Raw genomic sequence first — 19,990 nt, 5'->3', positions numbered from 1 at the left:
TAATCGAAAAGTATAAAAAGGGAGAGTGATGCGCATGAAAATATTGGGGGTTTCATTTTTTTTGCTGACTGCCTGTCTGATCATTTCAGTAACGATGGATATGCTGCAAGGTTTCAGTTTCTATGGAGCGGTCCAAAACAACCTGTCCGCTTTTAAATTGACCACCTTCTCAGAATGGCTGATGCTGTTTTTATTCGCCCTCTTTTTAATCAGAGAAATGATCGCTTTATATAAATCAGGTAAAAAAGGTGCCTGACAGGCGCACGGCTGTATTGTGTCAAAAAAGAACACATCCCTCCTTCTCTCGGAGTTCATGTGTTCTTTTTATTTTTCCGGCGCAGACTGTTCTCAGATGACGATATTTCCGCTTTCCGTATCTGTCGCGTGCTTCACAATGACGCCTTTGATAATGCGGTTGCCGATGATTTTAGTACTTGCGGAGGAGCTGGTTTGGATGGCGGAAGCAGAAGCGGCGGAAAGGTTGTTGATGGTATTGCCCGAAACGAGGGAATTGGAGGCTCCGTTCAGATAGATGCCGATCGGGCTGCCCGCTGTTCGGTTGATCGTGAGCGTATTGTCTATGACTTCATGCGTGCCTGAGTTCAGATACACGGTAACGATAAGCGGTGATGATTCAAAGCGGTTGCTGATGACAGAGGTTCCCGAGGATGTTGAACTGAATACGGGATAGTTTTTATAGTTCTTAAAGAGATTGCCTTTGATGACAGCCCTGGCGTCATTTGTCACAGATACGGCATAGGACTCCGCGGCGCCCTGATACGCATTCGGAAGGAGCGTATTTCCTTCAATAACGGCATTTCCGCCTGTGACCCATATGCCCCGGCTGAACGATTTCAGCACATTTTGTTTTACAATGTTACTGCCGGCCGACATGGTGATTCCGTCTGTCACCTGATTCAGAGTGTTATTCGTAAAGACGGCGTTTTCCGACAGCGTCGCCCGCATCCCCGTGCTTCGTCTCGTTTCGGAACGTCCGTTTTCAATGACATTGCCGTCAACGGTCACATCTTCTGCCTGATAGACGGAAATGCCCGTATTTTCAAATTGATTGATTTTGTTGTGGGTGACGAGGACGCTTTTTCCCCTTACATCTATTCCGGTGGAAAACCCGGTAATCAGATTGTTGGAAATGACGGCATTGCTGCTGTCCTGTCCTTGTGACACACCTTGTCCGGCGACTGCGGTCCTTGAGCCGCCGTCTGACCGAAAGAAGACATTCCCCGAAATGACGGTATGTGCCCCGTACCCGTAGCTGATTGTGTTATCGGAATGATTTCCTTCAATTAACACATTATATCCGTTAAAATTGGTGACTGAGCTTGCGGCGTTTCCGGAAAAGAAGTTGTTGCGGACCGTAATATGAAGAGCTTCTTCATAATCAATATCGCCTTCTCCGTACGATTCAATATCGATTCCGAATTTCGGAGCCGTTCCGTTCCCTTGCCCGGCGTCTTCAATCACGCATTCTTCCACCGTAACGGTATTGCAGCCGGTGATTGAAATGTTGTTCCGCCTTGACTGCCTGATCTCACAGCGGCGGATGGTCACCTGTTCTGAAGTTTCGTAATCACTGTTTGTTTTTAACCCGAGCGGGCTGACAATTATGCCGTCTCCCGTAAAATCCGAAATCTTCACATTTTCGATCAGCACATTACTGCTGCCTTCAATACAGATTCCAAACCCCCATTCATGGGTCGACCGCAAAGGGACATTGGTATACGTGTGTTCATCCCGTTCCCCGATGATCCGGCCGCCGGTGATGGTGACATTTTCACGCCTGCCTATATAGAAAGCCGAGTAGCCCCAGGAGCTGTTCGGCGCCACTTTAATCGTGCATTCCGGATCTAAAACGATGGTGAGATGGCTCGGCACGTTAATCCCGGCGTTCCGAAACGGCTGGCTTCTGTCCCCGCCAAGCGTGCCGTTGATTTTATACGTTCCGGGCGGAAAAAACACCGTATGACAGCCTTCGCTGACGGCCCTGGCCAAGCATTGGTTGATGGCGCCCGTCACATCGGTTTTTCCGTCTGCCGCCACACCGCAATCCGTAATATCCAATATACGATTCGGCAAGTGATAATCTCCTCCTTCCTCTCTTATTGTCATCTTATTCCGCCATATCCCGCTCCGCCTGTACATACTTTAAATTTTATTAAAAAAGTTTATAAAGATAGTTTAGTCAGATAATATAACAAAATAAGTCATTGGAATCAGGAAAATTCGTCTATATTAAACGTTTTAATATCTTTTCATTCTGGAATTTTTTGAATTCAGTATAAATTATATTGACACAAGTATTATATAAGAATATGATTTTTGTAATACACTTTTTTAAGAAAGGGTTGGCTCAGGTGGCATCTATTGATAAGGAATCTATAACAGAAACTGTGCCGCAACGAGGCTTTTTCGGTCATCCCCGCGGCTTGTTCACACTGTTTTTCACCGAATTTTGGGAGCGTTTCTCCTACTATGGTATGAGAGCCATATTGCTTTACTATTTATACACGGAAGTCGCTCATGGCGGTCTCGGCTTTGATAAAACGACCGCAGTTGCCATCATGTCCATATACGGGTCTCTCGTATACATGTCGAGCGTCATCGGCGGATGGCTGGCCGACCGGGTATTCGGCACGGCAAACACCGTATTTTACGGCGGAATTTTAATTATGTTCGGGCACATCGCTCTTGCCTTCCCCGGCAGCACGGCGGCGTTTTTTACCAGCATGGCTCTGATCATTATCGGAACCGGCCTGCTTAAACCAAACGTATCCAGCGTTGTCGGAGATTTATATACGAAGGAAGACGAGCGCCGCGACTCAGGTTTCAGCATCTTTTACATGGGGATCAACCTCGGCGGATTGCTTGCGCCGCTAATTGTCGGAACACTCGGACAGAAGTACAACTACCACTTAGGCTTCGGATGCGCCGCGGCCGGTATGTTCCTCGGACTGATTGTTTTCGCTCTTACGAGAAAGAAATACCTCGGCAAAGCAGGCTCCAATGTACCGAATCCGATTTCTAAATCATCAGTGATCGGCACGGGAATCGGAGTGGTCATCGCAGCAGCCGTTATTATCGTTCTGATTCAAACCGGCTGGCTGACGATCCAGCGTGTGATTGACACCGTCAGTATCCTCGGCATTGTCATTCCGGTTATTTACTTTATCGTGATGTTCACAAGCAAAAAAGCGACGAAAACGGAAAAATCACGGCTTGCGGCTTATGTTCCGCTGTTTATTGCAGCGGCAATGTTCTGGGCGATTCAGGAGCAGGGCGCGACGATTCTTGCTTTATATGCGGATCAGCGCACGAGACTTTCCTTTGCGGGCATGCATCTTGAGTCTTCATGGTTCCAGTCTCTGAACCCGTTATTCATCGTTATTTTCGCGCCGGTGTTCGCATGGATCTGGATGAAGCTCGGCAAACGCCAGCCTTCAACACCGATTAAATTCGCGATCGGCATTATCCTTGCCGGATTATCATTTTTAGTCATGGTGCTTCCGGTTATGGGCGGAAGCGGCGAGCTTGTGAGCCCGCTTTGGCTTGTGCTCAGCTTCCTTTTGGTTGTGCTTGGTGAGCTTTGCCTTTCACCGGTCGGTTTATCCGTCACAACGAAACTTGCGCCTGCAGCTTTCTCAGCGCAGACGATGAGTATGTGGTTTTTAACAAACGCCTGCGGTCAAGCCCTGAACGCAAAAGTAGTCGGTTTGTTTGATAAGATTTCTGAAGCGGCCTACTTCGGCTCAATCGGTCTTGTTTCGATCATTCTCGGTATTATTTTAATTCTTCTGTCTCCCGTCATTAAACGGGCGATGAAAGGCGTACAATAAAAGAAAAGCCTGCGGAATCGTCCGCAGGCTTTTTTTTGCGTCTATCGTTTTAACTCCTCAAGTGTTTCTCTCCATCTCTTCAGGACATCTTCCGGTTCGTGGAGCTGGATGGCCGGTCCGGATGTCAGATCCGCGTATTTCGCCCGATCTTCCTTGACGGTGATCACGCGGCAGCTGAACCGTTCCCGCTCGTGTTTCGCCTCTTTCAGCGGCGGAAGCGCCTTACATTCCAATGTGACGTAATATGCGGCTCCTCCGTGCCAGGCGATGAAAAGAGCTTGTCCCGAATGCAGCAGGCTTTTTACGGTCGTCGTGTTTTTCCATAAGGCGAGTCGGAGATTTGTTCTGCTCACGGCCGCGATTTCACCGGCGCTGATCATGGCCGCGTGCGGACGGCCTTCTTTTGTCACGGATTGGAGCACAAAGGCGTCGTGCTGCTTTTTTTCAAGCTCCGTTCCGTCTAAAAGCGTGTAAAGCGCCTCCGGCAAGTGCTCCGTCAGCATTACGCTTTTCTTTCCGGGACAGCGGGAACATGTGTGGCCGTCTCCGTTTCTTTCGGATCGATTTTAAATGCCGGGTTGAATGTCGCCGGATTCGTGATGCTTTCCGGTTCACAGGATCTCCATGTGAAAAAGCAGGTTTGGCATTGGTATATTTCCCAAGCGCCTTTGACCGGCGATTGGCTGACGGTTTCTCCTTTTTGCGATTCACAGCGCGGGCATGTTTTCATAGCAACCTCATCCTTTCTTATTGATTCATTAAGTCCATCAGTTTTTGTTCCCACTCTTTCGTTGTCAGCGGGGAATCAAGCGGCTGCGAATAATGGCCTCTTGTTTCCGGCGCGACAGGCGTCGTGGCGTCAAGAATCATTTTGTGTGTCATCCCTGCCGGATCAGACCCCGGGTCAAGCGGAAGGACGGACAGATCAGGAATGATGACTGCATCGTGTTTCGGATGCATTTTCGTTGAGAGCGCCCACATGACTTGCGGCAGGTTAAACGGATCGACATCCTCATCCACGACAATGACCATTTTGCAGTAGCCGAGTCCGTGCGGCGTCGTCAGGGCGCGCATGCCGACTGCCTTGGCAAATCCGCCGTAGCGTGTTTTCGTAGAAATAATGGCGATCAGCCCGTGCGTATACATCGCATTCACGGCGACGATTTCGTTCGGGTAGGCTTCCTTCAGCTGCTGGTAAAGCGGCACGCACGTATTAATGCCGATCATATAGTCGCACTCCGTCCACGGCATGCCTAAGTATAAATGTTCAAAAATCGGATTGTTTCTATGATATACCCGTTTGATTTTGATGACCGGCATGCTGCGGCCGCCTGAATAATGGCCCGTGAACTCACCGAAAGGTCCTTCGTATTCCCGTTCTCCCGCAAGGATCTCTCCTTCCAGAACGACTTCCGCGCCCCAAGGGATGTCTAAATCAGACAATTTAGATTTAACGATTCTGTAGGGCTCCCCTTGAATCGCGCCGGCCATTTCATACTCGGATTGATCGTATAACAGCGGAGTTGATGCAGCCGTCGTAATCACCGGCTCACAGCCGAGCGCGATCGTAACGGGAAGATTCACGCCGCGTTCTTCAGCTTGGCGAAGATGAATCGCAATATCATGCTGAGGCACGGGCTGAATGCCGAGGCGGTCTTTTCCCTTTACCTGCATTCTGTAAATGCCGACATTCTGCTTGCCGAAATTGTCCGGATCTTCAAGATCGCGGGAAATGACGCACGCTTTATCCAAATAGTAGCCGCCGTCCCCCTGGTTGATTCTGAATAGCGGAAGGATGTCAAAAAGATTGATATCTTCCGTTATTTCATTTTCATGAAACGGCGCGGTTTCTTCCCGTTTGACCGGCACCGGAAATGCATCGTACCGTTTGGCAAACTCAAAGAATTGTTCTTTTACAGGCGTATCTTTCGGCATGCCGAGCATCATTGCGTGATTCGGCCACGAGCCGATGACATTCAGAGCCACCTGCGCATGGTGATGTCCGTAAATATTGTTAAACAAAAGCGCAGGGGTTTTATCCCCGAGATTGCTGGCTGCACGCGCGGCGGCGCCCAGGTCCGGCTCCGGTTTTACCTCTTCGTTGACGGTTAAGAGCTGCCCTTCTTTTTCAAGAGCGGCGAGAAATTCCCTAAAATCCTGATAGGCCATTATCAGATTCCTCCTTTTTGTTTTTCAATTCCGTACCACCGTTTCGCTTCCGGCAGACGGATGCCGAACTGATCAAGCGTCCGGAACACAATATGGTCTATCAATTCATCCATGTCAGCCGGCTTGTTATAGAATGCCGGCATCGGCGGAAGAATGACGGAACCCATTTTTGTAAGCGCTAGCATATTTTCTAAATGAATTTGGCTGAGCGGCGTTTCTCTTGTCAGCAGCACAAGTTTTTTCCGCTCCTTCAGGATGACGTCAGCCGCCCTTGTCAGCAGATTGTCAGCCATTCCGGTGCGGATGCTTGCCAGTGATTTCATGCTGCACGGAGCGATGATCATCCCGTCCGTTTCAAACGAGCCGCTTGAAATCGCCGCTGCCTGGTCTTTGTGAGAATACGAATAGGATGCGAGTTTCTCGACATCTTTTAACGTATAATCGGTTTCATGTGTTATGGTGACATTTGCCCAAGGAGAAACGACAAGATGGGTTTCGATCTCCGCGGCTTGTAAATATTCTAAAAGCCTGATCCCGAATATGGCCCCCGTTGCCCCGGTCATTCCGATGACGAGCTTCATATTGCCCCCTCCTTTACGCTTGAAATGTGGTGTCAAATCCATCATACTCCTGATATATCCATATGAAAAATATTCGTTAAATCTATGTATCATACCTTAAAGGTATAATAGAAAGGAGCGCGTTCTCATGGATATCCGGCAATTGCGTTATTTCATCACCATTGCCCAAGAGCAGAAAATCACGACGGCCGCCAAAAAGCTTCATATGGCACAGCCGCCTTTAAGCAGACAGCTGAAACAGCTCGAAGAAGAATTGGGCGTCATTCTGTTTGACCGCAATAAAAAGAAACAAATGACCCTCACATATGAAGGAAATGTCTTTTTGAAAAGAGCGAAAGAGATTCTTCATAAGTTTGAGGACGCTATAATCGAGGTACAAGAGCTGAAGGAGGAGGTGGCCGGGACACTTGCCGTCGGGTCAACCATTTACTGCGCAGCGCTCATGCTTGAGAAAGTGTCACAGATGAAAGAGCGGTTTCCGCATCTCACCTTTAACATTTGGGAAGATGAGCCCGTCTCACTGCTGGAGCTTCTGGAAACCCGGCAGATTGATGCCGCCGTCACCACCACCCTGATTAAAAACGACGGCATTGAATCGAAGGAGCTCGAAGACATTCCGTGTGTATTGGTGCTGTCCGAGCATTCAAAACGACTGTGCGGAGAAACGATTAAACTGAATGACATCGCCTCTTTGCCTCTGATCCTTTTGCGCACCGTCAATGGAAGAGGTGTGTATGACCAAGTCCTCCAAGTTTGTGAACAGTACAGTCTCGACCTCCAGGTTGTCTGTGAATGCCATGACTCCGCGACGCTCTTAAGCCTCGTATCATCAGGATTCGGCGCCACAATTCTGCCTTTGACGATGATTCCCGTCCATATGCGCTCGCATGTCAAAACGGTTATCATCGAAGACAACCCGTTTGTCATGACACCGGCCGTCATCTGGAGAAAAGACAGCTACCTGCCGAAGCCTGTCAGACAGTTCTTGGAATTATTTTGATCCGGAACACGATGAATTCCCGCTTATGAAAACCAATTACTTGACTCATACTAAAAAAAAGTTATCCTTTACAATTGGGAGCTATTTTTTCTCAATAAAACTACTCAGAAAAGTGGGGAATAAAGAAGATGAAAAAAGCATTATTCGCTTTGTTCATGATGGTCAGCATCGCAATGCTTGCAGCCTGCGGAAACTCACAGGACAGCGGATCTAAGTCAAAAGACGGCGATCTTTGGGCTTCTGTCAAGAAAAAAGGCGTACTGACCGTCGGTACAGAAGGAACGTACGAACCGTTTACCTTCCATGATAAAAAGACTGACAAACTGACCGGATATGATGTTGAAGTGATTCAAGAAGTCGCGAAACGCCTCGGTCTGAAAGCTGACTTTAAAGAAACACAATGGGACAGCATGTTTGCCGGTTTAAACGCGAAACGGTTTGACGTCGTCGCCAACCAAGTCGGCAAAACAGGCCGTGAGAACCAATATGATTTTTCTGATAAATACACAACGTCAAATGCAGTCGTCGTGACGAAAAAAGACAGCACGATTGCGAAAGAGGCTGATGTCAAAGGAAAAACAGCGGCTCAGTCATTAACAAGCAATTACAATAAATTAGCGAAAGAAGCCGGCGCGAAAATTGAAGGCGTTGAAGGCATGGCGCAATCCCTTCAGCTCATTCAGCAGGGCCGCGCTGATCTGACTTACAACGATAAGCTTGCCGTACTGAACTACTTAAAAACGTCCGGCAATAAAAACGTGAAAATCGCGTTTGAAGCAGGCCAGCCGCAGCAGACGTATTTCGCATTCCGAAAAGGAAGCGGCGAACTTGTGACTCACGTCAACAAAGCGTTAAAAGAAATGAAAGAGGACGGGACTCTTTCTAAAATAGCGAAAAAATGGTTCGGCGAAGATGTTTCTAAGTAACATGCCGGAGCCCGTGATTGCAACAGCCATTCCATGGGATCTGGTGCAGCAGTCATTCTGGCCGATTCTTTCCGGGGGAATCTATTACTCGATTCCCCTTACCATTCTTTCCTTTATTTTCGGAATGATCATCGCGCTGATTACGGCGCTCGCCAGAATGTCAAATATGAAACCATTGAGATGGGTGTTCAGCGTATACGTATCAGCGGTGCGCGGCACTCCTCTTCTCGTTCAATTGTTCATCATTTTTTATCTGTTCCCGACATTTAATATTACGCTGGACCCTTTCCCAAGTGCAGTCATCGCGTTTTCATTAAACGTGGGCGCCTATGCTTCTGAAATCATCCGGGCATCTATTTCATCCGTGCCGAAAGGGCAATGGGAAGCCGGTTATACGATCGGCATGACCTATCGCAAGACATTGTTCCGCGTGATCCTGCCGCAGGCGTTTCGCGTGTCCATTCCGCCATTATCAAATACATTTATCAGCCTGATCAAGGATACATCTCTCGCGTCACAGATTCTCGTCGCGGAGCTGTTCAGAAAAGCGCAGGAAATCGGCGCGCAAAACCTTGATCAAATCTTGGTCATCTATATTGAAGCCGCCTTTATTTATTGGATCATCTGCTTCTTGCTGTCAATCGTACAGCATGTGATCGAACGGCGTCTCGACCGTTATGTGGCCAAATAAGGAGGTTTCGATATGCTTTCCGTCAAAGGATTAAATAAATCATTCGGACAGAATGAAATTTTAAAAAAGATAGATATGGAGATAGAAAAAGGGAAAGTCATCGCCATTCTGGGACCGTCCGGTTCAGGAAAAACGACGCTTCTGCGCTGTCTGAACGCGCTTGAGATCCCCAATCGCGGCGAGCTGGCATTCTCCGATTTTTCAATAGATTTCTCCAAAAAAGTGAAGCAGGCTGATATTCTCCGCCTCCGCCGCAAATCAGGCATGGTCTTCCAGGCGTATCATCTGTTTCCTCACCGCACGGCGCTTGAAAACGTCATGGAAGGACCCGTTCAAGTGCAAAAGCGCGACAAGGAGCAAGTCAGAAAAGAAGCGATGGAGCTTCTGGAAAAAGTCGGACTGAAAGACAAAATGGATTTATATCCGTTCCAGCTTTCCGGCGGTCAGCAGCAGCGGGTCGGCATCGCCCGCGCGCTTGCGATTCAGCCCGAGCTGATGCTGTTTGACGAACCGACGTCAGCACTTGATCCGGAGCTGGTCGGCGAGGTGCTCAAAGTGATTAAGGATTTGGCGAACGAAGGCTGGACGATGGTCGTCGTCACCCATGAAATCAAATTCGCGCAGGAAGTGGCTGATGAAGTCATCTTCATTGACGGCGGCGTCATTGTGGAACAAGGACCGCCGGCCCAGATTTTTTCCGCGCCGAAAGAAGAACGCACGCAGCGGTTTTTAAACCGTATACTGAATCCTTTGTAGGAGCCGGAGAAGAAGCGAAACACTGATTTCGCTTCTTCTTTTTTTTGGCGGTTATGCTACAATGACAATTAATGAAATTTTATGAAAGAAGGGACCTCTTTGAAGCGGGAATTCTTGATGCGCTGGACGTTTTATTTTGCCGGTCTGTTGATTTTGTCTTTCGGGGTATCGTTAACCATTAAAGGAAAAGCTCTCGGCATCAGCCCTTGGGATGCCTTTCATTATGGGCTTTTTCAGCATTTCGGGCTATCTGTCGGCCAATGGTCCATCTTGGTCGGCGCGGTCATCGTGGCTTTAACCTGCCTGTTCACGAGGACACTCCCGAAAATCGGCGCTATCTTAAACATGGTGCTGATGGGAATGTTTATTGATTTCTTCTCGTTTCTGCTTCCTGAGGCGCACGCTTTTTCCTTAGCGGCCGTGTTTTTTTCTATCGGATTGCTGCTGATCGGCTGCGGCGTCGGTATTTACGTATCGGCTGGGCTCGGCGCGGGCCCCCGGGACTCTCTGATGATGCTGATATCTGAAAAAACGGGCTGGAACGTGCAATGGGTGCGGAACGGCATTGAGCTGACGATTCTTGCCGCAGCCTGGGTGATGGGCGGACCGATCGGCGCCGGAACCATTATTACGGCTGTTTTGACGGGGCTGATTCTGCGTTTTTCTTTGCCGCAGTCCTCTAAACTGTTAACATACGCGATCTCCGGGCGGGCAACGTCCGTGCATTAAAAACAAAGCCGAAACGGTTTTGTTTTTTTATTTTCGGACAGCTTTCGTTTGATATGATAGGATGGTTTTGACAATATTTTCAGACGGAGGATCTGGACATGAAGATTTACGGAGTATATATGGACCGCCCGCTTTCTGCAGGGGAAGAGGATCGGATGATGACGGCCGTGTCCGCTGAAAAGCGGGAAAAATGCCGGCGCTTTTACCATAAGGAGGATGCTCACCGCACCTTGATCGGCGACATGCTGATCCGCACCGCTGCGGCGAAAGCTTACGGACTTGATCCGGCCGCGATTTCATTCAGCGTCCAGGAATACGGAAAGCCGTACATCCCCGCGCTTCCGGACATGCACTTTAATATTTCCCACTCCGGGCGCTGGATCGTGTGTGCCGTTGATTCAAAACCGATCGGCATTGATATTGAAAAAATGAAGCCCGGCACGATTGATATCGCCAAACGTTTTTTTTCGCCGACGGAATACAGTGATCTGCAAGCGAAACACCCCGATCAGCAGACCGATTATTTTTACCACCTGTGGTCGATGAAAGAAAGCTTTATCAAGCAGGCCGGAAAAGGGCTTTCCCTGCCGCTTGATTCATTCAGCGTCCGCCTCAAAGACGACGGCCATGTGTCCATTGAGCTCCCGGACGGACATGAACCATGTTTCATCCGCACATATGATGCGGACGAGGAATATAAGCTGGCCGTTTGTGCGGCGCATCCCGATTTTTGTGACGGGATTGCGATGAAAACGTATGAAGAGCTGCTGTAAGCATAGAAAAAGGAGGGTATCCCCCTCCTTTTTTTGTCAGCCTGATATTTCCGCCTGTTTCTGCAGCTGCTTTGCTTCTTGATAAATTTCTTCGAACAGATCCGCGATGTGTTCTTCTTCAACACATGAAAATGCGATTCGCAAATCGGTTTCATTAATGGATATCGTCCCGATTCCTCTCTTTTCAAGCAATGATACTCTCAATTCGCCGGCGTTTATGTCTTTCAGCCGGACACACATGAAATAACCCGAGTTAAACGGATAAGGCGTCCATACGTCTTCATAGTGCTTGTTTTCTGCAAGAACGGCTTTCACTTTGTCAGCCCGTTTTTTCATGATGTTATATTTCAGCGATTTTTCTTTCTCGTATTCCGGTGACTGCATCGCCCGCAGCATAAACGTTTGGGACGGATGCGGGGCGCTTGAAATCGTTCCCCTGATAATCCCTTTTGTTTTTTCCTCGAGCACGCGCAGCGCTTTTTCGCTTTTTGTGCTGTACGTAATAAAACCGACGCGGAAGCCCCACGCGTAATTTTCCTTCGTCGCGCCGTCTATTTTCACGCAAAGCACCCGGTCGTGCACTTGGGCGAGTTTGCTGAAGATGGATTCCTGAATGGCTGTTTCATCGTAAAACAGATTGTAATACGCATCATCTACGAGCACGACAATCTCTTTGCCGGCCTCCGCCGCCTCCAGGATCACGCTGACGATTTCTGCCGCTTCCTCTTCTCCCGGCGTATAGCCTGTCGGATTATTCGGGAAATTCAGCACGACAATCGCCTTTTCTTCCTGCTTTTTCAGCAGCTCGGACAGCCCCGCCGCATTAAAACGCCCATCCTGCTGAAAAAGCGGGTATGTCTCAATGGATGCCTTGCGCCGGACACCGAAAATGAAATTGTAATTTCCCCAATATTTATCAGGCAGAAGCAGCGCATCCCCTTCATTGACGAACAAGTCGGCGGCAATGCTCAGCCCGTGTGTTAAAGCGTTTGTCACGATCGGCGTGCTGATGTCTTTGCCGGCTAATGAAGGATTTTCGAGACGCATTTTTTTCAGCCATTCCTGTCTGAGCGGCTCTTTTCCCTGCGGCGGAGCATAATCGTAGATATCATCGGGGTTATAGGCGGACAGTGTCTCTTGAATATGGGAAAAGTGCATAGACTCGCCTTGTGAGGTGGCAATCCCGATCGTGGCATTATACTTTCCGGCCTTGGCTTTCGCTTCCGCCGATTGTGTCAGCACCCCTTTCGGATAAAACAACTCTCTGCCCAAATCAGAAAGCATATGAAGCACGTGCGGGTTTTCTTCAGATAATGTTCTGTTCAGCTCTTTTGCTGCATCATTCATGTACGACAATCCCTTCAAAATTATATTCCATCAAATCATAACATAAAATTTTTGATAAATGAGAAAACTCACGGGCAGATTTTGTTACAAAAAACAGACAGCGAATGCTGTCTGTCATCTCCTATAACAATTGGCCTGCAGTGCTCCTGTTAATAATCTCATATATTCGTTCCGCCACTTTTTCAGTTTCACTTAATATGAACATGTGGCCGTCCGAAAACTCATGAAATACGGGATTGTCGGCCCATTTTTTCCATCCGTCCGCATCTTTGATACATTTTTTATCCTTCCGCCCGTTAAAAATATGGACGGGTGATTGAATCATGTGAGAATCAGACGGACGGAAGCTTTCAAGCGCGCGGTAGTCGGATCTGAAAGAAGGCAGGAAAAATGACATGACCTCCTTATTCTCCACTAACTCCTGCGGCATTCCGCCCAGCTCGATAATATGGGCGAGAAATTTTTCATCATCAAGATGAGACACTTTTTTCCTTTCAACATGCGGCGGCTGAATGGCTGAGATGATCACGGCCTGCGGGTAAATCCCCTCCCGCTCCAGCTTTTGCGCCAGCCTGAAAGCGACCATGCCTCCCATACTGTGGCCGAACAGCACAAACGGGCGGTCATGACGGAGATTCAACTCCTGCTTGTACAAGCTGACAAGCTGTTCAAAATCTTCAACGGCGGACATTTGATTTGTTCCGTGTCCCGGCGGTTCCGCGGCAAGCATCTCACACTCACCTTGAAGATAGGTGTGGAGCGGGCGGAATGATGCGGAATAGCCTCCTGCGAACGGAAAACAGATGAGCTGCGTTTTTTCTGTGGTATCGAACGATTTAAAGAGCTGGACCATTAGCGGGCTTCCTCCTTTTCTATCGTGAAGCTGTCAGCTTCGGATGTTCCTTCCTTAGGAATTCGAGCAAATATGCAGCATTCCTTTCGAGACATTCTCCCTGAAGCATTTCTGCGTGACTGCCGCAGCCTTTTTTCACACGGTATTCACCTGTCGTGGCTTCCTCCCACGAAGCGAGCCACGGCGGCATCGCAAAGTCCGGTTCTGACGTTAATAGATCTATATCCGCTTTGACCGTGCCGGTGCTGATGGTATGCACGAAATAAGAATAAAACGCGTTTGTTTTTTTGGCGAGACCTTCTTTGACGGCTTCGTCATTCAGCGCTTCATTGTCCCGGTTTACCTTCATCAGCGCCTGGACATCGCTTTCTACGGTGCGGCCTTCCAAGTCGCTGACGCCTTGTTTTTTATAGGAATCAACCATGATCAGCCGCTCCACTTTACGTCCTTCGGATTCAAGCCGTTTGGCCGTTTCAAAGGCGAGCGTGCAGCCAGCCGAGTATCCGAACAGCTTGACCGGTCCTTCCGGCTGGAGCTGATTGATCAGCTCTGTGTAGCGTTCGATGCGGTTGTCTTCCTCGATAAAATCAAACGCACAGATTCTATAGCCGGACAGCTGTTTTGCCAGCGGCTGGTACATCAGCCCGTAACCGAGAACCGGCGGGAACGCAAACAGTGTGTCAGACTGATTTTTATTCATGATGGTGAGATCTTTCATTCCTTTTTCTTCACCGTGAAGCAGATAACCGGCAATGTCTGCGATTGTCGTCGCTTCGAATAACAGCTGCACCGGGATGTCCGTACCGAGCTCTTTTTTAATGCGTGACGCTGCCGTCATCGCTTTTAAGGAATGGCCTCCGAGCGCGAAGAAATCATCATGAATCCCGATCTGCTGTCTGCCGAGAATCTCGGACCAGATGTGTGCAATCGTTTCTTCCGTCTCGTTTCGAGGCCCGATCCATTCTTTCGCCGCCTGAGCCTGATCCGGTTTCGGCAGCTGCCGTTTATTGACCTTCCCGTTTGTCGTTAAAGGAAGCTCCTCTAAGAAAGTAAAGGTTTGCGGCACCATGTAAGCAGGAAGCTGTTTTTTCAAGTGCCTCTTTACGTCTTCAGCTGAAAGCGGCGTCCGGTTCACGAGATAGGCGTTGATTGATGCATCTCCGGACTCATGGCGGTCTGCAACAACGACCGCATCTTTCACACCCGGGTATTCCTGCAGCTGCTTTTCGATTTCTTCAAGTTCAATCCGGTGTCCGCGTATTTTGACCTGGTCGTCAATACGCCCGGCGTATTCAATCGTTCCATCCGGCAGCCATCGTGCTAAATCCCCTGTGCGGTAAAGGGTTTCTCCCGGCTTGAACGGATTTGGGATAAACGTTTGCTTCGTCAGGTCGTGACGGTTCAGATACCCTTTTGATACACCCATTCCGCTGATGCACAGTTCACCGACAGCTCCGAACGGCTGAAGCTGGTTTTGCCTGTTAAGAATATAAATACTTGCATTGCTGATCGGCTTTCCGATCGGCAATGAGGAAATGGAATCCGGTATATCATGCACGACGTGAGCTGTCGCAAACACCGTTCCCTCAGTCGGCCCGTAGCAATTAATCAGCTTGCCAGGCCCCATGATCTCAAGCGCCTTTCTGACGTGAGGCACAGACGCGCGCTCACCCCCGAATAACACACAGCGGAGCCCCTTCAGCCACTCCTCTCCCGCATCGGTGAGAAGATTAAAAAGTGCGGTTGTCGCAAACATGACATTGACATTCTCCTGCCGGATCAGATCAGTGAGCCGTTCTGTATCAAGCAGTGTATGTTCATCTGCGATAATGAGCCGTGCCGCATTCAGGATTGATGCGTAGAAATCAAAGGTAAATGCGTCAAAGGCGTAATTGGAAACAGATAAGAACGTATCTTGTTCAGAAAATGCCATGTAATCTACATGCTTGACCAATCCTTGTATATTGGCATGAGTGGTGATATTGCCCTTCGGCTTTCCGGTTGTGCCGGACGTATACATAATATACGCCGGATCATCAGGATCAATTGCGGCTGCAGGATCGCTTGCCTGTTCCTCAAACCGTGCTTGATCATCGATGATAAGTGTTGTTCCTGTATACGGCAGCTGAGCCGCTTTTTCTTCCATCTCCTGATGTGTCAGCAGACAGGCTGCCGCACTGTCAGTCAGCATATACGAGATTCGGTCCTCCGGCAGCTTCGGATCAACCGGCAGATAAGCCGCTCCCGCTTTTAATACGCCGAGAATGCCGATCACCAGTTCAAGCGAGCGCTTCGTGTACAACGCGACAACGGTGTCTTTACCCGCACCTTGCTTTTGCAAACGGTGCGCAAGACGGTTCGCTTCCTCATCTAATTCGCGATAGGAAAGAGTCTGGCCGGAATACGTAAGCGCCGGTGCATCAGGATTTACATTCACCGCTTCCTTAAACCAATCCGTCAGAGGCTTCGCCTGATGAGTCTGAGCCGGCGGGTTTAAGCCGGTAAGCAGAAGCTCTCTTTCCTTTTCATCAACAAGTCTGATCGTATTGACAGGGTGATCTGGCTTCTGGATGAGCTGCTGAATCGCTGTGAGAAGCTGAGATTTTAAGCGCAGGATAAACGCCTCATCAAACACATTCCCGTTATAGGCAAGCTTAATCAGCATCTCATCACTTGGAGAAGCCATCAGGTTAAGATCATAATTCGATTTCTCAAAAACATGGACGTCCTCCATATCAAAGCCATTTTCACTGTTTTCTTCATTTTTTGCATCCTGAAGCGGATAATTTTCAAACACAATGATGTGGTCAATCAGCTTTGGCTGATCGGCCTGGCTTTGGATGTCATAGAGCGGCACATATTGATGAGGCTCAGACTCCAGCGATTGCTCCTGCAGCTGCTTGAGCAAGCCGTTAAATGTGGTATCCTCAGACAGCTTCACCCGCCTCGGGACAGCATTGATAAACAGCCCGACCATATGTTCAACGCCTTTGATTTCTGCGGGACGCCCGGAAACGACTGTGCCGAAGATCAAATCGCCGGACTGCTGGTAGCGGCTGATTAATACACTCCAAACCGCCTGCAGCGCCGTACTCAAAGTGGTATGCTGCGATTTTGCAAGCTCGGTAAATGCTTTTGTTTCCGCCTCCGGCAGTGAGAAGAGCAGCTCTTTCGGCTCATAGCCGTCCTTTTGTTTCTTTCTTTGCTCCGCAAACGTCGTTTGTCCTTCAAAATCTTCTAAGTACCCGCGCCAGTAATGCAGTGATGCTTGTTTATCCTGCTTTTCAAGCCACTTGATATAGTCTTTATACGGTTTGACCGGCGGCAGGCTGTACGGCTTTTGTTCGCGCAGGGCATTGTATACCTTAAACAGATCCTGCACGACGATGCCGAAGCACCAGCCGTCCAAAATGATGTGGTGGTAGCTCCAGACCCATTCAAAGCTTTCTTCCGCTTTTTTGAATATAGCTGCCCGCATCGGAATATCCCGCGTCAAATCAAAGCCCTTGATCTTATCCTGTTCTTTGTATTCATTAATTTTGGATGCTTGCTCGCTGCCCGTTAAGTGTGTCAGATCGATTTCTTCTATCTGAAACTGCCGTTTTTTCAATACGACTTGGACCGGCCTTTTTACTTTTTCGTGAATGAACACGGTACGAAATACATCGTACCGGTCCATGATCACATTCATGCTTTCTTCAAGGCATTTGATATTCAAGCTGCCTTTTACTTTCATTGTCATTTGTTCGATGTAAAAGCTTTGGCCGGGATTCAGGAGAGTATGAAACAGCATTCCCTCCTGCATCGGCGACAAATAATACATGTCCTGAACTTGATCTTTTTTGAACTGGCTCATCTGCTCCGCTCCCCCCTTCTGTTAACTGTTTTTGTCACGTTAAATTCTCCTCAAGCATGTCAAAGATGTCTCCCATTTCATCCATCTCAAGATCCTGCGCGCTGAAATCGCTCGGCGTAAATTCTTTCTCCTCTTTGGCCGTGCAATGGCGGATGATCATTAAAAGATTGTCTTTAAACCGCTGCATCTGTGTTTCGACGGTGCTTCTTTCATATTCTTCCTGGTTGTATGAGCAGGAAATGACGAAGCGGCCGCCTGTAACCATCCCGCTGAAGCTCAGTGCGTATAACGCCTCTGACTCTTCGCTGACTTGACGTCCCATATCATATGGAGACGGCTCAAACCATTCCGTTTTCACTTCATTGTCAAACTGCCCCAAGTAGTTAAAACTGATTTCAGGCGTGACGCCTTTTTCTGTTTCATCGGATGACAGATACCGGAGAATCCCGTATCCTACACCTTTATCAGGAACGCGCCGCACTGTCTCTTTTACCGTTTTAATGATGGAAGAGACGCCGTCTTCCTTGCTGATCTGCAGAATCAACGGATATTGGGCCGTAAACCAGCCGACCGTCCGTGAAATATTGACGTTCGGTATGATTTCTTCCCGGCCGTGTCCTTCTAAGTTGATGCCGACTTTGCCGTTTTCCGTCCATTCACCGATCGTTAAGCCGAGCGCGCTGAGCAGAATGTCGTTGATTTCCGTTCCGTACGGATGATGAACATCTGTCAGCAGCTGTGCCGTTTCTTCCTCAGTCAATTCACATTTCACGGCCGCCGTATGTTTGACGAGCCGTTTTGTCGGCTCATGGTCTTTCGGCAGCGGCCGGAGTTCTTCCGCATCTGCCTGCGCCCAATAAGCCGCCTGCTTTTTCAGCTCTTCTGATTGCGCAAACGTGTTCAGCGCCTCCGCCCAATCTTTAAAGGAGTGGGTTTTTTGCGGGAGGACGATGCTGTTTTGCTGCTGCGCCTGTTTATAACCTGAAGCGAAATCCTCAAGCAGAATTCTCCATGAAACCCCGTCCACGACGAGATGGTGAACCGCGATTAACAGATGATCGCCTTGTTCTGTCCGGTATTGCTCGGCTTTTAACAGCGGGCCGTTCTCCAGATCAAAATTTCCCTGAAGATGATCGGCAAGCCGCTGAATCTGGCTTTTCAGCATATCCTCGTCAGTTCCGTACAGATCAACGATTTCAAAGCTTGCCTTGCATTCTGTGACAGGGAGGTATGTCTGAATGATGCCTTCCCTTTCTTCACGGTAAACCATGCGGAGCGTATCATGGTGTTCAATCAATGCTTGCAGGGTTTTTTCCACCAGGTCCGGATCAAAGCCGTCTTTCGCATGAAGCATGACGGATTGGTTCCAGTGGTGTTTGTCGGTAAAGTTTTTCTCAAAGAACCAGCGCTGGATCGGCGTTAAGTCCGCTTCGCCTTCGACAGGTCCCTGGTCGGCCTGCTTGCCTTCCGTCCGCTCCACATAAGAGACGAGCTCTTCGATGGTCGGGTGCTGGAAGAGATCTTTCATCTCCAGCTTGTAGCCGTGCTGGTTCAGGCGGCTCGCCATTTGGATGCCTTTGATCGAGTCACCGCCGAGCGTGAAGAAATTATCGCTTACGCCGATCTGATCAAGACCGAGCACTTCCTGCCAAATGTCAGAAAGCAGCGTCTCCATTTCCGTTTCCGGTGCTTTATACGCGGCGCTTCCCGCTTCAATGTCCGGTTCCGGCAGGGCTTTTTTGTCAATCTTTCCGTTTGCGGTGACCGGAAGCTCGGCCAGCTCCACCCAGAACGCCGGCACCATGTAGTCAGGCAGCGTGTCTTTCAGCGCGGCTTTGAGCGCTTCAATATCGTTCTGCTGAGGCGCGACATAGGCGCAAAGCGCGGTATTGCCCGCTTTGTCTTCCACAGCCGTCACCGCTGCGTCATGAACGTCCGCAAGCTGGGCGAGACGGACTTCGATTTCTGAAAGCTCGATCCGGTAGCCCCGCACTTTGACCTGCTGGTCGATACGGCCGATGTATTCGATGCCGCTCTGCGCGTTCCATTTGACGAGGTCGCCGGTCCGGTACATGCGCTCGCCGGGCACGAACGGATCTGCGGTAAACCGCTTCGCCGTTTCTTCTTCACGGTTCAGGTATCCGCGTGCCAGACCGCGGCCGGCCACGCACAATTCACCGGCAATGCCTTCCGGCTGTACCTGATCTCCGTCGCCGAGAATATAAGCTCTCGTATTGGCAATCGCCCGTCCGATCGAAAGCGATCCTTCCTCAGGATTGATGACGCCGCTTGTCGCGACGACGGTGTTTTCCGTCGGGCCGTAGTTGTTGACGATCGTGTACGGCTTTTTCACCGCCCGCTTCAGCTTGTCGCCGCCGACGAGAAGCATGCGGAGAGAGGTATTTTCCAGCTCCATAAATTGTTCGGCCAGCTGCGTCGGCAGGAAGGTGATGGTCAC

At 49.3% G+C, this 19,990-nt stretch carries 17 protein-coding genes; 8 read left to right on the top strand and 9 right to left on the bottom strand.

Annotated elements, in window-relative coordinates; genetic code table 11:
* The first annotated feature begins 34 nt into the window (after positions 1–34).
* Positions 35–256, top strand: a complete 222-nt coding sequence (locus tag ACWJJ5_RS13235; protein WP_454022459.1) for a hypothetical protein — start codon at positions 35–37, stop codon at positions 254–256.
* 92 nt (positions 257–348) lie between these two features.
* Here the strand turns inward: ACWJJ5_RS13235 and ACWJJ5_RS13230 are convergent, their stop codons facing one another.
* Positions 349–2,094, bottom strand: a complete 1,746-nt coding sequence (locus ACWJJ5_RS13230; protein ID WP_454022458.1) for a right-handed parallel beta-helix repeat-containing protein — start codon at positions 2,092–2,094, stop codon at positions 349–351.
* A gap of 278 nt (positions 2,095–2,372) precedes the next feature.
* On the opposite strand from ACWJJ5_RS13230, the gene ACWJJ5_RS13225 reads away from it, so the two are divergent.
* Positions 2,373–3,851, top strand: a complete 1,479-nt coding sequence (locus ACWJJ5_RS13225; RefSeq protein ID WP_003156366.1) for a peptide MFS transporter — start codon at positions 2,373–2,375, stop codon at positions 3,849–3,851.
* Positions 3,852–3,892: 41 nt separating this feature from the next.
* Here ACWJJ5_RS13225 and ACWJJ5_RS13220 read toward each other — a convergent pair whose 3' ends face one another.
* From ACWJJ5_RS13220 to ACWJJ5_RS13205, 4 genes are read right to left on the bottom strand one after another with little or no spacing between them, the layout of a single operon-like run.
* Entirely contained in the window at positions 3,893–4,354 is a 462-nt protein-coding gene (locus ACWJJ5_RS13220) for a hypothetical protein (protein ID WP_014304330.1), read from the bottom strand.
* The gene (locus tag ACWJJ5_RS13215) at positions 4,354–4,581 is read right to left on the bottom strand and encodes a non-oxidative hydroxyarylic acid decarboxylases subunit D (protein ID WP_172614441.1); all 228 of its coding nucleotides are present in this window, start codon (positions 4,579–4,581) and stop codon (positions 4,354–4,356) included. Before ACWJJ5_RS13215 ends, ACWJJ5_RS13220 begins: the two co-directional genes overlap by 1 nt.
* 17 nt (positions 4,582–4,598) lie before the next feature.
* Positions 4,599–6,020, bottom strand: a complete 1,422-nt coding sequence (bsdC, locus tag ACWJJ5_RS13210; RefSeq protein WP_012116784.1) for a phenolic acid decarboxylase BsdC — start codon at positions 6,018–6,020, stop codon at positions 4,599–4,601.
* A 2-nt stretch (positions 6,021–6,022) separates the two neighbouring features.
* Positions 6,023–6,637 (bottom strand): non-oxidative hydroxyarylic acid decarboxylases subunit B, encoded by a 615-nt coding sequence (locus ACWJJ5_RS13205; protein ID WP_109567357.1) that lies wholly within the window; start codon positions 6,635–6,637, stop codon positions 6,023–6,025.
* 91 nt (positions 6,638–6,728) lie between these two features.
* On the opposite strand from ACWJJ5_RS13205, the gene ACWJJ5_RS13200 reads away from it, so the two are divergent.
* From ACWJJ5_RS13200 to ACWJJ5_RS13175, 6 genes are all read left to right on the top strand, one after another.
* The gene (locus tag ACWJJ5_RS13200) at positions 6,729–7,601 is read left to right on the top strand and encodes a LysR family transcriptional regulator (protein ID WP_070081351.1); all 873 of its coding nucleotides are present in this window, start codon (positions 6,729–6,731) and stop codon (positions 7,599–7,601) included.
* 128 nt (positions 7,602–7,729) lie between these two features.
* Positions 7,730–8,527: a cystine ABC transporter substrate-binding lipoprotein TcyA gene (gene tcyA / locus ACWJJ5_RS13195; protein WP_003156373.1), complete on the top strand. Its 798-nt coding sequence runs from the start codon at positions 7,730–7,732 to the stop codon at positions 8,525–8,527.
* Positions 8,514–9,218 (top strand): amino acid ABC transporter permease, encoded by a 705-nt coding sequence (locus ACWJJ5_RS13190; RefSeq protein ID WP_003156375.1) that lies wholly within the window; start codon positions 8,514–8,516, stop codon positions 9,216–9,218. Before tcyA ends, ACWJJ5_RS13190 begins: the two co-directional genes overlap by 14 nt.
* Before the next feature lie 12 nt (positions 9,219–9,230).
* The gene (gene tcyC / locus ACWJJ5_RS13185; RefSeq protein ID WP_129092000.1) at positions 9,231–9,974 is read left to right on the top strand and encodes a cystine ABC transporter ATP-binding protein TcyC; all 744 of its coding nucleotides are present in this window, start codon (positions 9,231–9,233) and stop codon (positions 9,972–9,974) included.
* Positions 9,975–10,091: 117 nt separating this feature from the next.
* Complete coding sequence (locus ACWJJ5_RS13180) at positions 10,092–10,703, top strand: YczE/YyaS/YitT family protein (protein ID WP_440100094.1); 612 nt, start codon at positions 10,092–10,094, stop codon at positions 10,701–10,703.
* A 98-nt stretch (positions 10,704–10,801) separates the two neighbouring features.
* Positions 10,802–11,476 (top strand): 4'-phosphopantetheinyl transferase family protein, encoded by a 675-nt coding sequence (locus ACWJJ5_RS13175; protein WP_146276099.1) that lies wholly within the window; start codon positions 10,802–10,804, stop codon positions 11,474–11,476.
* Between the two features lie 36 nt (positions 11,477–11,512).
* On the opposite strand, the gene ACWJJ5_RS13170 is transcribed toward ACWJJ5_RS13175, so the two are convergent.
* The 4 genes from ACWJJ5_RS13170 to ACWJJ5_RS13155 all read right to left on the bottom strand — a co-directional run.
* Positions 11,513–12,823, bottom strand: a complete 1,311-nt coding sequence (locus ACWJJ5_RS13170) for an aminotransferase class I/II-fold pyridoxal phosphate-dependent enzyme (RefSeq protein WP_058906555.1) — start codon at positions 12,821–12,823, stop codon at positions 11,513–11,515.
* A 121-nt stretch (positions 12,824–12,944) separates the two neighbouring features.
* Positions 12,945–13,676: a surfactin biosynthesis thioesterase SrfAD gene (srfAD, locus tag ACWJJ5_RS13165; protein WP_058906554.1), complete on the bottom strand. Its 732-nt coding sequence runs from the start codon at positions 13,674–13,676 to the stop codon at positions 12,945–12,947.
* A gap of 19 nt (positions 13,677–13,695) precedes the next feature.
* Positions 13,696–17,532, bottom strand: coding sequence for a surfactin non-ribosomal peptide synthetase SrfAC (srfAC, locus tag ACWJJ5_RS13160; protein WP_454022457.1), 3,837 nt, complete (start codon positions 17,530–17,532; stop codon positions 13,696–13,698).
* A 34-nt stretch (positions 17,533–17,566) separates the two neighbouring features.
* Positions 17,567–19,990, bottom strand: a 2,424-nt coding sequence (locus ACWJJ5_RS13155) for a condensation domain-containing protein (protein ID WP_454022456.1), incomplete at its 5' end; no start/stop codon positions are given.

Source organism: Bacillus sp. JK74 (assembly GCF_053663395.1).
This window is presented reverse-complemented; position numbering and strand designations above follow the sequence as displayed.

Coding starts and splice junctions, on each gene's coding strand:
- ACWJJ5_RS13235 (WP_454022459.1), top strand. CDS start 35: ATGAAAATATTGGGGGTTTCATTTTTTTTGCTGACTGCCTGTCTGATC.
- ACWJJ5_RS13220 (WP_014304330.1), bottom strand. CDS start 4,354: ATGCTGACGGAGCACTTGCCGGAGGCGCTTTACACGCTTTTAGACGGA.
- ACWJJ5_RS13215 (WP_172614441.1), bottom strand. CDS start 4,581: ATGAAAACATGCCCGCGCTGTGAATCGCAAAAAGGAGAAACCGTCAGC.
- bsdC (WP_012116784.1), bottom strand. CDS start 6,020: ATGGCCTATCAGGATTTTAGGGAATTTCTCGCCGCTCTTGAAAAAGAA.
- ACWJJ5_RS13200 (WP_070081351.1), top strand. CDS start 6,729: ATGGATATCCGGCAATTGCGTTATTTCATCACCATTGCCCAAGAGCAG.
- tcyA (WP_003156373.1), top strand. CDS start 7,730: ATGAAAAAAGCATTATTCGCTTTGTTCATGATGGTCAGCATCGCAATG.
- ACWJJ5_RS13190 (WP_003156375.1), top strand. CDS start 8,514: ATGTTTCTAAGTAACATGCCGGAGCCCGTGATTGCAACAGCCATTCCA.
- tcyC (WP_129092000.1), top strand. CDS start 9,231: ATGCTTTCCGTCAAAGGATTAAATAAATCATTCGGACAGAATGAAATT.
- ACWJJ5_RS13180 (WP_440100094.1), top strand. CDS start 10,092: ATGCGCTGGACGTTTTATTTTGCCGGTCTGTTGATTTTGTCTTTCGGG.
- ACWJJ5_RS13175 (WP_146276099.1), top strand. CDS start 10,802: ATGAAGATTTACGGAGTATATATGGACCGCCCGCTTTCTGCAGGGGAA.
- ACWJJ5_RS13170 (WP_058906555.1), bottom strand. CDS start 12,823: ATGAATGATGCAGCAAAAGAGCTGAACAGAACATTATCTGAAGAAAAC.
- srfAD (WP_058906554.1), bottom strand. CDS start 13,676: ATGGTCCAGCTCTTTAAATCGTTCGATACCACAGAAAAAACGCAGCTC.
- srfAC (WP_454022457.1), bottom strand. CDS start 17,532: ATGAGCCAGTTCAAAAAAGATCAAGTTCAGGACATGTATTATTTGTCG.